The 13062-nt window shown below is 73.3% G+C and carries 15 protein-coding genes; 6 read left to right on the forward strand and 9 right to left on the reverse strand.

Features of this window, described 5'->3' with window-relative positions; genetic code table 11:
• Positions 1-11: 11 nt before the first annotated feature.
• The 4 genes from ACTHM3_RS01255 (at position 12) to ACTHM3_RS01270 (ending at position 2731) form a co-directional block, all read left to right on the forward strand.
• Positions 12-419 carry a TOBE domain-containing protein gene (locus ACTHM3_RS01255; protein ID WP_440404271.1) on the forward strand — a complete coding sequence of 136 codons (408 nt, stop codon included), beginning with the start codon at positions 12-14 and terminating at the stop codon, positions 417-419.
• Positions 420-538: 119 nt separating this feature from the next.
• Complete coding sequence (gene modA, locus ACTHM3_RS01260) at positions 539-1204, forward strand: molybdate ABC transporter substrate-binding protein (RefSeq protein ID WP_440404272.1); 666 nt, start codon at positions 539-541, stop codon at positions 1202-1204.
• On the forward strand, positions 1179-2018 hold the full coding sequence (locus ACTHM3_RS01265; RefSeq protein ID WP_440404273.1) for an ABC transporter permease: 840 nt from the start codon (positions 1179-1181) through the stop codon (positions 2016-2018). The genes modA and ACTHM3_RS01265 overlap by 26 nt, the downstream gene beginning before the upstream one ends.
• Positions 2015-2731: an ATP-binding cassette domain-containing protein gene (locus ACTHM3_RS01270; protein ID WP_440404274.1), complete on the forward strand. Its 717-nt coding sequence runs from the start codon at positions 2015-2017 to the stop codon at positions 2729-2731. The genes ACTHM3_RS01265 and ACTHM3_RS01270 overlap by 4 nt, the downstream gene beginning before the upstream one ends.
• Here the strand turns inward: ACTHM3_RS01270 and ACTHM3_RS01275 are convergent.
• Positions 2686-4137 (reverse strand): glycosyltransferase family 87 protein, encoded by a 1452-nt coding sequence (locus ACTHM3_RS01275; RefSeq protein ID WP_440404275.1) that lies wholly within the window; start codon positions 4135-4137, stop codon positions 2686-2688. The genes ACTHM3_RS01270 and ACTHM3_RS01275 overlap by 46 nt on opposite strands.
• Before the next feature lie 68 nt (positions 4138-4205).
• Here ACTHM3_RS01275 and ACTHM3_RS01280 point away from each other — a divergent pair, with 68 nt between their 5' ends.
• Positions 4206-5477: a molybdopterin-dependent oxidoreductase gene (locus ACTHM3_RS01280; RefSeq protein ID WP_440404276.1), complete on the forward strand. Its 1272-nt coding sequence runs from the start codon at positions 4206-4208 to the stop codon at positions 5475-5477.
• Positions 5474-5938, forward strand: coding sequence for a hypothetical protein (locus ACTHM3_RS01285; RefSeq protein ID WP_440404277.1), 465 nt, complete (start codon positions 5474-5476; stop codon positions 5936-5938). The genes ACTHM3_RS01280 and ACTHM3_RS01285 overlap by 4 nt, the downstream gene beginning before the upstream one ends.
• Here the strand turns inward: ACTHM3_RS01285 and ACTHM3_RS01290 are convergent.
• The 8 genes from ACTHM3_RS01290 to ACTHM3_RS01325 form a co-directional block, all read right to left on the reverse strand.
• Entirely contained in the window at positions 5884-6546 is a 663-nt protein-coding gene (locus tag ACTHM3_RS01290) for a class I SAM-dependent methyltransferase (RefSeq protein ID WP_440404278.1), read from the reverse strand. The genes ACTHM3_RS01285 and ACTHM3_RS01290 overlap by 55 nt on opposite strands.
• Positions 6543-7181, reverse strand: a complete 639-nt coding sequence (locus ACTHM3_RS01295) for a TIGR04282 family arsenosugar biosynthesis glycosyltransferase (RefSeq protein WP_440404279.1) — start codon at positions 7179-7181, stop codon at positions 6543-6545. The genes ACTHM3_RS01290 and ACTHM3_RS01295 overlap by 4 nt, the downstream gene beginning before the upstream one ends.
• Positions 7181-7843 (reverse strand): glycosyltransferase family 2 protein, encoded by a 663-nt coding sequence (locus tag ACTHM3_RS01300; RefSeq protein ID WP_440404280.1) that lies wholly within the window; start codon positions 7841-7843, stop codon positions 7181-7183. Before ACTHM3_RS01300 ends, ACTHM3_RS01295 begins: the two co-directional genes overlap by 1 nt.
• Positions 7840-8907 carry an NAD-dependent epimerase/dehydratase family protein gene (locus ACTHM3_RS01305; RefSeq protein WP_440404281.1) on the reverse strand — a complete coding sequence of 356 codons (1068 nt, stop codon included), beginning with the start codon at positions 8905-8907 and terminating at the stop codon, positions 7840-7842. The genes ACTHM3_RS01300 and ACTHM3_RS01305 overlap by 4 nt, the downstream gene beginning before the upstream one ends.
• Positions 8904-9713, reverse strand: coding sequence for an MTAP family purine nucleoside phosphorylase (locus ACTHM3_RS01310; protein ID WP_440404282.1), 810 nt, complete (start codon positions 9711-9713; stop codon positions 8904-8906). Before ACTHM3_RS01310 ends, ACTHM3_RS01305 begins: the two co-directional genes overlap by 4 nt.
• 74 nt (positions 9714-9787) lie before the next feature.
• Positions 9788-10450, reverse strand: a complete 663-nt coding sequence (locus ACTHM3_RS01315) for a hypothetical protein (RefSeq protein WP_440404283.1) — start codon at positions 10448-10450, stop codon at positions 9788-9790.
• A gap of 249 nt (positions 10451-10699) precedes the next feature.
• Positions 10700-11389, reverse strand: coding sequence for a response regulator (locus tag ACTHM3_RS01320; RefSeq protein ID WP_440404284.1), 690 nt, complete (start codon positions 11387-11389; stop codon positions 10700-10702).
• Entirely contained in the window at positions 11386-12978 is a 1593-nt protein-coding gene (locus ACTHM3_RS01325; RefSeq protein WP_440404285.1) for an ATP-binding protein, read from the reverse strand. The genes ACTHM3_RS01320 and ACTHM3_RS01325 overlap by 4 nt, the downstream gene beginning before the upstream one ends.
• Positions 12979-13062: the final 84 nt, after the last annotated feature.

Genomic DNA, 13062 nt, shown 5'->3' on the forward strand with positions numbered 1-13062 from the left:
AGGGGGCGTGAATGGCCGAGTTCCGCATCGCCCAGGCCGCCGCCCTGCTCGGGGTCAGCGACGACACCGTCCGCCGATGGGGCGACAGCGGCCGGCTGCGCATCCGCAAGGACGGGTCGCATCACACCGTCGACGGGGTCGACCTGCTCCCTCTCCTCGTCGAGAACCCGACGCGCGCGGCGATGGCCGAGGCCTTCCCCGCGGCACGCACCTCCGCGCGCAACCGCTTCGTCGGGCTCGTGACCGCCGTGACGAAGGACGGTGTCATGGCGCAGGTCGACCTGCAGGCGGGGCCGTTCCGCGTGGTGTCGCTCATGACCCGCGAGGCCGCCGACGAGCTCGGCCTCGAGCCGGGCATGCTCGCCTCCGCGACCGTCAAGGCGACGACCGTCGTCGTCGACCTGCCGGGGGAGGTCTGACCATCCGCATCGCCCGATCCGCCGCGCTCGCCGCCGCCGCGCTCCTGGCTCTCGCGGGGTGCTCCACCGGGGGCCCGCCCCCGTCGTCGAGCCGCACCGCCGCGCCGCTCTCCGGGACGGTGACCGTCCTCGCCGCGGCCTCGCTCACCGAGACCTTCGACGCCCTCGGCGCCGGGTTCGAGAAGCGGCACCCGGGCGTCACCGTCTCGACGACCTACGGCGGCAGCGGGGCGCTCGCCCAGCAGATCGTGCAGGGCGCGCCCGTCGACGTGTTCGCCTCCGCGGCGGGCGCGCCGATGATGACCGTCACGAAGGCGGGGCTCGCCGCGCGGCCGACCGTGTTCGCCACCAACGTGCTCGAGCTCGTGGTGCCGAAGGGGAATCCCGCGCACGTGGAGTCGCTCGCGGACCTGTCGAGGCCCGGCCTCAAGGTGGTGCTCTGCGACATGACCGTGCCCTGCGGGTCCGCCGCGCAGACGCTCCTCCAGAAGGCGGGCGTCGCCGTCCGGCCCGTGAGCCTGGAGCAGGACGTCAAGCAGGTGCTGTCGAAGGTCGAGCTCGACGAGGCCGACGCCGGGCTCGTCTACGTGACCGACGCCCGGTCCGCCCACGGGGAGGTCGCGACGGTCGATGTGCCGGAGGCGACGGCGGTCGTCAACGACTACCCGATCGCCGTGCTCGAGAAGGCGCCGAACCCCGCCGCGGCGCGGGCGTTCGTCGCCTACGTCCGCAGTCCGGTCGGAACGAAGGCGCTGAGGGATGCCGGCTTCGGCCCCGCCCCGTAGCCGCGGCCGGCGTCCGCTGCGCCGCCGGCGCCCCCCGCTCGTCGTCGGGGCCCTGGCCGCACTGGGCCTTGCGCTGCTGGTGCTGCCGCTCGTCGCCGTCCTCCTCCGCGCCCCGTGGGGATCGCTCGGTGCGCTGGTCGCGCGCCCCGAGGTCGGACAGGCGCTCTGGCTGTCGCTCTCGACCGGCGCGGTCTCGACGGCGCTGTCGCTCGTGCTCGGCGTGCCGCTGGCGATCGTCCTCGCGCGTGCCGAGGCGTGGCCCACGATGCCCCGGCGGCTGCTGCGCGCGGCCGTGACGATCCCGCTTGTCCTGCCGCCCGTCGTCGGTGGCATCGCGCTCCTGATGCTCCTCGGGCGCAACGGCGTTCTCGGCCGCCCCCTCGCCGCCCTCGGCGTCACGCTGCCGTTCACCACGCCGGCCGTCGTGATCGCGCAGACCTTCGTGGCGATGCCCTTCCTGGTGTTCGCGGTCGAGGGGGCGCTGCGCGCCTCAGACCGGCGGGCGGAGGACGCGGCCGCCACTCTGGGCGCGTCACCGTTCCAGGTTCTCCGGCTGGTGACGGCGCCGGCGGTGGCCCCCGGCATCGCGGCGGGCGCGGTGCTCTGCTTCGCGCGCGCGCTCGGCGAGTTCGGCGCGACGATCACCTTCGCCGGCAGCTTCCCGGGCGTGACCCGCACCCTCCCGATCGCGAGCTACCTCGCACTGGAGTCCGACCCCGACGAGGCCATCGCCCTCGCGCTCGTGCTGCTCGTCGTCTCCGTGGCGGTGCTCCTCGCCCTGCGCGATCGCTGGCTGCCGGGGGTGCGAGGATGAGCGCCGCACTCGTCGCCGACCTCGCGCTCGAGCGGGGCGCGGCACGCATCGCGGCCGCGTTCGACGTCCGGCCCGGCCGTCCGCTGGGTCTCGTCGGGCCGAACGGCGCGGGCAAGTCGTCGATCCTCGGGGCGATGGCGGGGCTGGTGCCCGCCGACGGCTCGCTCCGCGTCGGCCCGCGCGAGCTCATGGGGCTGCCGCCCGAGCGGCGCGGCGTCGGCGTCGTCTTCCAGGACCTCCTGCTGTTCCGGCATCTCGACGTGCGCGACAACGTCGCCTTCGCCCAGCGCCTGCGGATCGGCCGCCGCCGGGCGCGCGTCCGCGCCGCGGAGCTGCTCCAGCTGCTCGGCCTCGCCGACCTGGCCGACCGCTACCCGCACGAGCTGTCGGGCGGGCAGGCGCAGCGCGTCGCCGTCGCCCGCGCCCTCGCGGCCGAGCCGGACGTGCTGCTGCTCGACGAGCCCATGGCCGCGCTCGACGTCGAGCTCCGCGACGGGCTCCGGCGGGAGCTCGGGGAGCGCCTGCGGGGGCTCGACATCCCGGTCGTGGTGGTGACGCACAGCCGGCGCGACCTGGAGGCGCTCGCCGACGACGTCGTCGTGCTCGAGGCCGGCCGCGTGACCCAGCGCGGGTCGCTCGCGGTGCTGCGCGCGGCTCCCGCGACGCCCTACGTCTCGCGTCTCGTCGGCGGTCGCGAGAGCGAGAGCCTGTAGCGGCGCGGTTCGCCGCCCTCGGCTGGTCGCGCAGAATCCCGGTCTCCCCGCCGACGCACGAGGGCGCCCACGACGATCCCCAGCACCGCGATCAGCAGGGCGACGCGCGACGCCGCGGCCTGCGTCGCGACGACCCGGACGCTCAGCGCGAGCGGCACGAGCATCCACTCCCAGCGCCCCGACATCGCGACGAACGGGATGAGCAGCAGGGCGTACCAGGGGTAGCGGGGGCTGACGATCACGAGGGTCGCCCCGATCATGACCACCTGTCCGAGCCACGGGCGGGCGGGGTCGGCGAACACGACGACGAGCACGGCCACGATCGCGAGCAGCACGGCCGCGACGATGATCGTGGTCCGCCCGGGGAACACGGTCGACAGCAGCACGAATCGGCTGCCGTCGTCGTAGCCCTCCTCCGAGAGGTAGCCGGGGAGGTAGCCGAGCACGGCGACCCCGCTGAGCAGCACGTACGGGATGTAGAGGACCGCGAAGGTCGCGACCGCGGAGATCACGACCTTCCACGGCTGCCGGCGGAGCAGCGCCGGTGCCGCGAGCACCGGGATCAGCTTCACCGCGATCGCGGCGCCGAGGAGGATCCCGCCGCGCCAGCGCCGGCCCGCCGAGACGAAGAACGCGGCGGCGAGCGCGAACAGCGCCCCCAGCGCGTCGATGTGCGAGTTGGTGACGGTCTCCGACGCGACGAGCGGGCACAGGGCCCACAGCGCCGCCCAGCGCGGGTCGAGGCCGCGTCGGCGGAGCCCGAGGAGCAGCATCACGGTGACGCCGGTCATGAGGAGCAGTCCGGTCAACTGCAGCGGCCAGTACGCGGGCCCGGACCCGGTCACCGCGCGCACCCCCGCGAAGAAGAGCTCGGCGCCGGCGGGGTAGATGGTCGGGACGCCGGCGCGATTGATGGCGGTGCACAGCGCGTCGCCGGACGGCTCGGTCGTGATCAGGTGCGTGCGGGGCAGCGTGCAGCGCGGGCTGCCGTCCGGACCGGTCGTCGGCTGCGGGAAGAGCCAGTCGGTCCGCAGCCCTGACAGGACGTCGGACTGCGGCACGTGCGCGTACGGCGAGATGCCGGCGTTCTGCACGATCCCGTCCCAGGCGTATCGGGCGGAGTCGGTGCTCGTGTCCGGCGGGCCGGCCATCGCCGCGCCGCCGATCGCCGCCGATCCGACGAGGATCACGACCATCGCCGCGCGCACCGGTGCGGCCCGCAGCAGCACCACCGCGAGCGCGAACAGCGCCCACAGGAGCCCGATCGCGACCGCGAACGTCGGCCGCGTCGCCGGCTGGAGGTAGCCGAATCCGCCGACCATCACCGCCGTCACCGCGGTCATGGCGGCGACCGTCGCGCCCGCGAGCACGACGGGGACCACAGCGCGGCGCGAGGGCGGAGTCATGCGGGGGGTTCGGAGCAGCAAGCCCGACGGGTGGGGGCTCCGAACACCTCTCGACCGAGGGAGGGCCCGTGCGCCGGCTGTTGTACGAGATGCGGCGTGCGCTGCAGTCGCCGCCGCGGCACCCGCGGCTGGCCGTGGTGGTGGGGCGGCTGCTCGGCGCGGCGTTCCTGATCTGCTTCGGCACCGGGCTCTACAGCCACTTCCTGCAGAACCCGATCCCGGGCATGGTCTTCCCGACGAGCCCGGCCACCCTGTACGCGTGGACGCAGGGGATCCACGTCGCGGCGGGGATCGCCTGCTTCCCCCTGCTGCTCGGCAAGCTCTACGTCGTCTACCCGCGACTGTTCGTCTTCCCGCCCGTGCGGGGTCCGATCGATCTCGTGGAGCGGGCCTCGATCGCCGTCTTCGTCGCCGCATCGCTCGTGCAGATCGTCACCGGCCTCCTCAACACCTACGAGTGGTACCCCTGGCCGTTCCCGTTCCGGCAGACGCATTACGCGCTTGCGTACGTCATCATCGGCTCGCTCGTGATCCACATCGGCTTCAAGCTCCCCCTCATCGCCGAGCACTGGACGAAGCATCGCACGGTCGACGCGGCCGGGGAGCCCCGGCCGGTCATGGAGGAGTCGGACGACGGCGCGCGGGTGCCCCGCGACTCGGTCGCGCCGGGCGACGCGCCGCGCGGCGTGACGGGTCGGGTGATCCGCTGGATCGACGCGACGCCGACCGCCGAGCCGCGCGTCTCGCGCCGCGCGTTCCTCATCACGACGATCGCCGGGGTGGCCGGCGTCGTGGGCCTGACCGCGGGCCAGTCCTTCCGCGCCCTCGCGCCGCTGAACGTCTTCGCGCCGCGGACCACGGGGATCGGCCCGAGCGGTCTGCCGGTGAACCGCACCGCGGCCGCGGCGAAGATCACCGACGACCTCGTCGGCGACGACTGGCGGCTCGCCGTCCGGGGGAGCAGCGGCGTCGAGCGCCTGTTCCGCTACGACGAGCTGCTCGCGATGCCCCAGCACGCGGTCGACCTGCCGATCGCCTGCGTCGAGGGGTGGAGCCAGATGGCGTCGTGGCGGGGCGTACGGCTCAAGGATCTGCTCGCCGAGGTCGGGCGCCGGCCGGGCGAGGGGGTGCGGATCAGCAGCATGGAGGTCCGCGGCAGCTCGCGGCGCTCGGAGATGTCGGCGCAGTTCATCGACGACGACCGGACCCTGGTCGCGCTGCACCTCAACGGCGAGGTCCTCGACATGGACCACGGCTACCCGGCGCGGATCATCGCCCCGGCGCGACCGGGCGCCCTCCAGACGAAGTGGCTCGGCACGATCGAGGTGACCCGCTCATGACCCGCGGAATGCGCATCTGGCGCGTCGTCCTCGTGCTCGCCGGGATCGCGATCGCGGTCCTCGGGGCGTGGATCCTCGTCGACACGGTCGCGTGGGTGAGGATCCTCGGCCTCGCGAGCTGGCTGGCGGCGGCCGTCGTGATCCACGACGCCCTCATCGCCCCGGGCGTCTTCGCCGTCGACCTGGCGATGCGGCGGATCGCCGGGCGCCGGGTCGGCACCGGGGCGATCGCGATCGTGCAGGGCGGGATCGTCGTCGGCTCGGTGTTCACGCTGATCGTGGTGCCCGAGATCGTGTCGCAGAGCCTCGGGAAGGGGACGGCGACGCTGCTGACGCCCGACTACGGGATGCGGCTCGGCGCGATGTGGATCGTGGTCGCCGCGCTGACGGCCGCGGCGCTCGTGGCCTACCGGCTGATCCGCAGGCGGCAGAAGGTCCGGCCGTCCGCCGACCAGGACTGAACGGTCCGCAGCCCCTTCTCGCGCGCGACCCGCGCGAGCGGCACGGCGCCGATCTCGGCCCAGGGGAAGACGCCGCTCCGACGTCCGTCGTCGCCCGTCACGGAGCCCTGGAACGCCCGCTCGCGGCCCGCGCTCGGGTGCGTCTCCACCACGATCTCGCCCCGGGGGTGCAGGAGCTCGCGGCATCGCCGGAGCAGGGCCGCGGGGTCCCCGCCGATGCCGATGTTGCCGTCGATGAGGAGCACGGTGCGCCAGGCGCCCTCGTCGGGCAGCTCGTCGAAGACCGAGAGCTCGAGCACGGGCAGCCCCGCCGCGCGGGCGCGGCGCACCACGGTGGGGGAGACGTCGATGCCGAGCGCCTGCCGGCCCAGCTCGAGCGACGCCTTGACCATGCGTCCGGGGCCGCAGCCGATGTCGAGGACAGGGCCGCGCATCATCCGCAGCAGCCGCAGGTCGGTCGCGTCGGCGTCGGCGCTCCAGCGCGCGACGTCCATCGCCGCGACGCTGCCGTCGAGGGCGTGAAGGTAGAGGGTGCCCCCCTGCGCCTCGAGGGCGCGCGCGTAAGGCTCGCCGCCGCCGGCGCCGAAGGAGGCGATCAGCTGGCTCATGCCGCACCCACCAGAGCGGGCCGGTCGAACCGGCGCAGGGTGGCGGCGAAGCGGCCGTCGGGAGCCGCCTCGGCGACGCGACGCGCCGATCCGATGTCGTCGACGTCGAGGAGCGGCGGCAGGAGCCGCACGCGCAGTCCCGCGGCGGTCAGCCGCGCGAGCTGCCGGACCCCGGTGTCGCTCTGCGACATCGGCACGCCGCGGATCAGGTCGCCGCGCGCCTCCCGCATCCCCAGCGCCCAGAACCCGCCGTCGACCGCCGGGCCGAACACGGCGTCGGTGTCGTCCGGCCAGTCGGGCAGCGCGGCGGAGAGCACGCCGGCTTCGACCTGCGGGGTGTCCATCCCGACGAGGACGGTCGGACCGTCGATCGCGTCGAAGACCGCGGCGAGACGCTCGTCGAGCCCGCCCGCGCACTGCGGCACGACCTCCCAGCCGCGGGCGAGCGGCGGCGGGGTCGTGCCGTCGAAGGCGATGATCCGGCGTTCGAACGGCAGGTCGGCCAGCGTGTCAAGCGTGTCGTCGAGGCTCGCGGCGGCGAGCTCCGCCGCCTCCTCGAGCGAGAACGGCGGGTGGAGACGGGTCTTGACCCGCCCCGGCAGGCACTCCTTGGCGATCACCACGAGGTCGGTCATCATGCCTCCCGGAGCCGGCGGCTCATGTCGAGGACCGCGGTGACGGTCCCGCGGACCGTCCCGGTCACCTTGGACCTGCCGATGCGCGGTACGTACGAGCCGTCGCACTCGACGATGCGCCAGCCGGCGGCGCCGGCCTTGAGGACCATCTCGAGCGGGTAGCCGCTGCGGCGGTCCTGCAGGTCGAGGCCGAGGAGGGCGTCGCGCCGCGCGACGCGCATCGGCCCCAAGTCGTGCAGCCGCACGCCGATGCGGCGGGAGAGCTGGCCGGCGAGGACGGCGTTGCCGAGCCGGGCGTGCAGGGGCCACGATCCCGCGCCCTGGGGGCGGCGCCGCGCCATGACGAGGTCGGCCCGGCCGGTCTCGACGAGCTCGGCCATCGGGAGGAGCTCGCGCGGATCCATCGACCCGTCGGCGTCGCAGAACGCGACGAGCGGCGCCGTCGCGGCGACGAGGCCCGCGTGCGCCGCGGCACCGAAGCCGCGTCGGGTCTCCGTCACGACCTCGGCACCGAGGCTCCGGGCGATGTCGCGCGAGCCGTCGGTCGAGCCGTTGTCGACGACGATCGGGCGGATCCCGGGCGGCACGGAGGCGAGGACGCCGGGGAGCGCCTCCGCCTCGTTCAGGCAGGGGAGCACGAGATCGACGCGCGCGGCGCTCATCGCGTCGCCGCCGCACTCGCGCCGCGGAGCGGGGCCGCGGCGAACTCGCGCATTCCGTCGTCGAAGCCGATCCGCGCGGTCCAGCCGAGCTCGCGCGCCGCACGCGCCGACGACGCGGTGATATGGCGGACATCGCCCAGGCGGTACTCACCGGTCACCATCGGTGCCGGGCCACCCGTCTCCCGGCTGAGAGCGGAGGCGACGTCGAGGATGGTGTGGACCGTGCCGCTGCCGACGTTGTAGGCCCGGAACGACCCGGCATCCGCGCGCTCGGTCGCCGCGATGGCCGCGAGGTTCGCGCCGGCCACGTCGCGCACGTGCACGAAGTCGCGTCGCTGCGCGCCGTCCTCGAACACCCGCGGCGCCTCCCCGCGCGCGAGCGCGGAGCGGAACAGCGACGCGACCCCGGCGTAGGGGGTGTCGCGCGGCATGAGCGGCCCGTAGACGTTGTGGTACCGCAGCGCGATCGCGCGGCCGCCGGACGAGCGGGCCCACGCGGCGGCGAGATGCTCCTGCGCGAGCTTGGTGAGGGCGTAGACGTTGCGCGGATCGACCGGGTCGTCCTCGTCGATCAGCGCGGGCTCGAGGCGCTCGCCGTTCTCCCCGACCGGGTCGAACCGGCCGGCGGCGAGGTCGTCGGGCTGGCGCGCGAGGGGGCGGGTGCGGCCCGAGCGCCCCGTGAACGCGCCCTCGCCGTAGACCACCATCGACGACGCGAGCACGAGCCGCTCGACGTGGTGCGCGGCCAGCGCGGCGAGCAGCACCGCGGTGCCGTGCACGTTGCTGCCCGTGTAGTCGGGCGCGTCCGAGAAGTCGACGCCGAGCCCGACCTTGGCCGCCTCGTGCACGACGACGTCGACGCCGCCGAGGGCCCGGTCGACCGTCTCGGCGTCGCGCACGTCGCCGACGACGAGCTCGGCCCGCTCGTCGACGGGGGCGACCCCGTCGTGCACGTCGCGCCGGAACGAGTCGAGAACCCGCACCTCGTGCCCGGCGGCGAGCGCCTCGGCGACGATCGCGCCGCCGATGAAGCCGCCGCCGCCGGTGATGAGCATCCGGGTCATGAGGTCCTCCCGAGGACGGTGGCGATCGCGTCCGCGGGGATGTGCTGCGGGGCGCGGTGGCCGGGCGGGATCGCGCCGGCGATGGTGGCGAGCGCTGCGACGATGCGCGGCTGCGCGGCGGCGAGCCGCTCGAAGACGAGCGACTGGCTGGCGGCGTCCGGGTCGCCGCTGTCGATCCCGGCGTCCATGTCGGTGACGAAGGCCAGGTTGACCGTGCCGAGGCCGAGCTCCGACGCGAGGAACACCTCGGGGGCCATGGTCATGTTGACGAGCTCGCCGCCCATCGCCGCGTGCCAGCGCGACTCGGCGCGGGTGGCGAACCGCGGTCCGTCGATGACGACCACGGTGGCGGAGGGGCGGACGTCCTCGCCGGCGGCGCGCAGCGCCTCGAGGGCGAGGACGTGCAGCGCGGGGTCGAACGGATCGGCGGCGGGCAGGTGGTGGACCTCGCCGCGGTCGAAGAAGGTGGAGGCGCGCCCGGTGGTGCGATCGATGATCTGGTCGGTGAGCGCGAGGGTGCCGGGCGGGAGGTCGGGGGTGAGGCTCCCGACCGCCGAGCTGGAGAGAATGACGCGCACCCCGAGCGAGGCGAGAGCCCAGATGTTGGCGCGGTAGGCGATGAGGTGCGGGGCGACGGTGTGGCCGTCGCCGTGGCGGGGGAGGAAGGCCGTGCGGCGTCCGGCGAACTCGCCGACCGTCGCGGTGACGGATCCGTAGGGGGTGTGGACGTCGACGCGCTCCGCCGGCCCGTCGAACAGCCGGACGAGACCCGAGCCGCCGATCACCGCGAGCTCCGTGCTCGTCATCGCATTACCCCCTTCGATGCGGAGACCGCGAGGGAGCCGCGACGCGATGCGTCACGACCCCCTCGCGGATCGGATTACTGGGCGATCTGCGCCGTGATGGTCGCGACGCCCACGAGCAGCTCGCTCGGGACCTTGTCCGTGTTGAACGTCTTGTTCAGCAGGGCGGCCGCGTCGGGCGAGATGTGCACCGTGGTGCCGGTGAGGATGGCGTTGTTGCCGTCCACCTTGAGCGGCTTCAGCGTCTGGCCGTGAAGGTCGAACAGGTAGGCCTGCGTGGCCGCGACCTTGCCGTTGACCGAGACGTCACCGTAGAGCTTCGAGTTGCCCGGGTTGATGGTGAAGTTGCTCAGGTCGACCGTGGTGCCGCCCGCCGTGAGCGAGAGGCCGGATCCGTCGTGCTCGATGATGCCCTGCACGTACGGGCGGTACTTCGACTTCGGGTTCCAGTACACGACGCTGCCGCCGGTGATCGGGAAGGCGACCGAGCCGTTGTTCAGGGTCGCCGTGCCGGTCACACCCGGGGTCAGGCCGAGCTGGGTCAGCGCGTCGGTGAAGCCCTTGTCGAGCGCGACGGCGGTGTTGCCGCCGTACAGCTGCGGCACCGCGGCGGCGGGCGCCGGGATCGACTTGCTGGCGGCGGAGTGCTGCGCGGGCGCCGCGTTGGCGGCGACGGCGGAGAAGCCGACGCCTCCGACCAGGAGCGCCGCGGCGGCGACGCCGGCGATGGTGCGAGACATCTTATTCATGGTGAGTGTGTCCTCTTCTCGGTGTGGAGATTGACTTGTCGATCGACTCCGTGGTGGGAGTTCGCCGTCGGGTCGGAATCGGATTGAAATTGATTCGGAACTCGTGGGATCGCCGAGAATGCGGGCGCGGGGGCATCCGGCGAGCGGCTCCGCTCCGAATATCGACCTCGAAGCGCGGGCCGCGTCGCGAGGGCGACGGCCCTGACTCGATCCGGCGGGATGCGGGGAGCGGTCCGGCGCTCAGCCCCGCCGCGCCGTGTAGCGATGCTCGGGCCGTCCGGTGGCGCCGTAGCGCAGCCGCAGGTCCACCAGACCGCTCAACTCCAGCTGTGCGAGATAGCGCTGCGCCGTTGCGCGACTGACACCGACCTCGGCGGCGATCTCCGACGCCGAGATGCCGTCGCTGCTCGCGACCGCATCCAGCACGAGCCGGAGGGTCGGAGCCAGCCCCGATGGTCCGATGTCGGGTCGTTCCGACGGAGTGCGGAGGCGGCCCCAGACCGCGTCGACGTTGTCCTGCGTCGCATCCTCGGGCCAGGACGCGAGATGTCCGTGCGCTTCGGCGATCGAGAGGAGTCGTTGAGCCAGCGCGGCGGACGTGAACGGCTTCACCAGATAGTGCGCGGCACCCAGACGGAGAGCCGTACGGACGGACTCGACGTCGTTCGCGGCCGAGATGACGAGCGCGATCGGCGGGTATGCCGAGGCGAGCAGGTCCCGGACGACGTTCAGCCCATCGCCGTCGGGAAGGTACACGTCCATCAGGACCACGTCCGGTCGAAACGTCGCCGCGAGCTCCCGCGCCTGCTTCGCGGTATGAGCGAGCCCGACCACCCGGAAGCCCGGGACGCGCTCCACGAACGCCTGATGGACCGCCGCGACGCGGAAGTCGTCGTCGACGACGAGCACCGTCAGTTCGGGCCGGTTCACCGCGAGGCCTCGTCGCTCGTCGGGATCACGACGGTGAAGGTGGCGCCGGTGCCGCCGGAGAGCTCGACGGTGCCGCCGAGGCGCTCGACCGTCGTCCGCACGAGGTGGAGGCCCAGCCCGCTGTGACGCACGCGCGAGCCCCGCTTGGTGGTGAACCCGTTGCGGAACACGTGGGGGGCGTCATCCGGATCCACACCCGGTCCGTTGTCCGAGACGCGCACGTACACCGACTGGGGCGTCTCCACCAGATCGAGGTCGACGATCCGGGGGGCGTCGGTGTCGGCGAGCGCGTCGAAGGCGTTGTCGATCAGGTTGCCGAGAACGGTCGTGAGCGCCTGCACGTGGTGGGGCGCGCGCCCAAGTCGGCTGTCGGGATCCACGGAGAGCGTGATCCCGCGCTCCCCGGCCTCCGCGGCCTTCCCGAGAAGCAGCCCGACGATCTGGGGCGACGCGATGTGCTCACGCAACGTCTTGTCGAGGTCGGCGGCCGTGCCGCTGATCTCGTGGACGAAACGGAGCGCTTCGTCGGCCTGCCCCAGTTCCAGGAGGCCGGCGATGGCGTGCAGCCGATTGGAGAACTCGTGCTGCTGGGCGCGCAGCGATTCTGTGAAGCTGCGCTCCCCGGCGAGCTCACGCGTCAGGCTCTCGAGCATCGTCCGGTCCTGGACGGTGACGACCACCCCATGCGGGCGGCGGTCGAGGATGACCGGCATCCGGTTGACGATCATCCAGCGGTCGGACGTCATCAGGAGCTCATCGACGAGCGGATCCGATCCGTCGAGGATGTCCCGAACCGCGCCGGCGGGAACCACGTCGTGGACGCGCCGACCGGTGGCGCCCGCCGGGAGGGTCAGCAGTCGCTCGGCCTCGTCGTTCACGACGGTCAATCGACCTGACGGGTCGACGGCGACCACTCCCTCGCGGATGCCGTGCAGGGTGGCCTCCCGTTCTTGGAGGAGTCGTGCGATCTCGTCCAGTTCGAGGCCGAAGGTGCGTCGTTTGAGGAACCGGGCGAAAGCGAACGAAGCGATCGTCCCGATGGCGAACATCACCGCGAACCAGAGCGCGTATCCCGGCAGCTGCTCGCTCAATTGACGAGACACCGAGACCTCGGTGATGCCGACGGAGACCTCCCCGATCAGCACCCGGGCCGACGAGTAGAGCGGCACGCGCGCGTTGGCGTTCACGCCGGTCGCGCCGTTGTCCGTGCCGAGGTGGACCTTGCCGTCCAAGGCCACGATGGGCTCGCTCACCTTCTGACCGATGAGGCCCGGCACCGGGTGGGTGTGCCGGATGCGCTGCGTGTCGATCAGGACGACGTAGGACGCGCCGGTGCGTTTCGCGGTCGCCAGGGCGAAGGTCTGGAGATCGGGTTGGCAGGCGGGATCGTTGCTCGCCATGCAGTCCTGGACGAACGGGATCTGCGCGACGGTCTCGGCGATCGCCGCGGCACGCGCCTGGTACTCCTCGTCCAGTCGCGACCGGGCTCCGGCGGCGAACAGCGCGAAGCCGACGACGGTGGCGATGGTGAGGATGACCAGTTGCGCGAGGAAGATCTGGCTCGAGAGCTTCCGCACGCGTCGTCGCATGGTCGGAATTGTGGCACCGCAGCGGGTGCGCGGAATGCGCAGAAGTCCCGGATATCGCGCAGAACGTGCGGATGCGGCAGAAGC

Source organism: Pseudolysinimonas sp. (assembly GCF_051954455.1).
GTDB lineage: Bacteria > Actinomycetota > Actinomycetes > Actinomycetales > Microbacteriaceae > Pseudolysinimonas.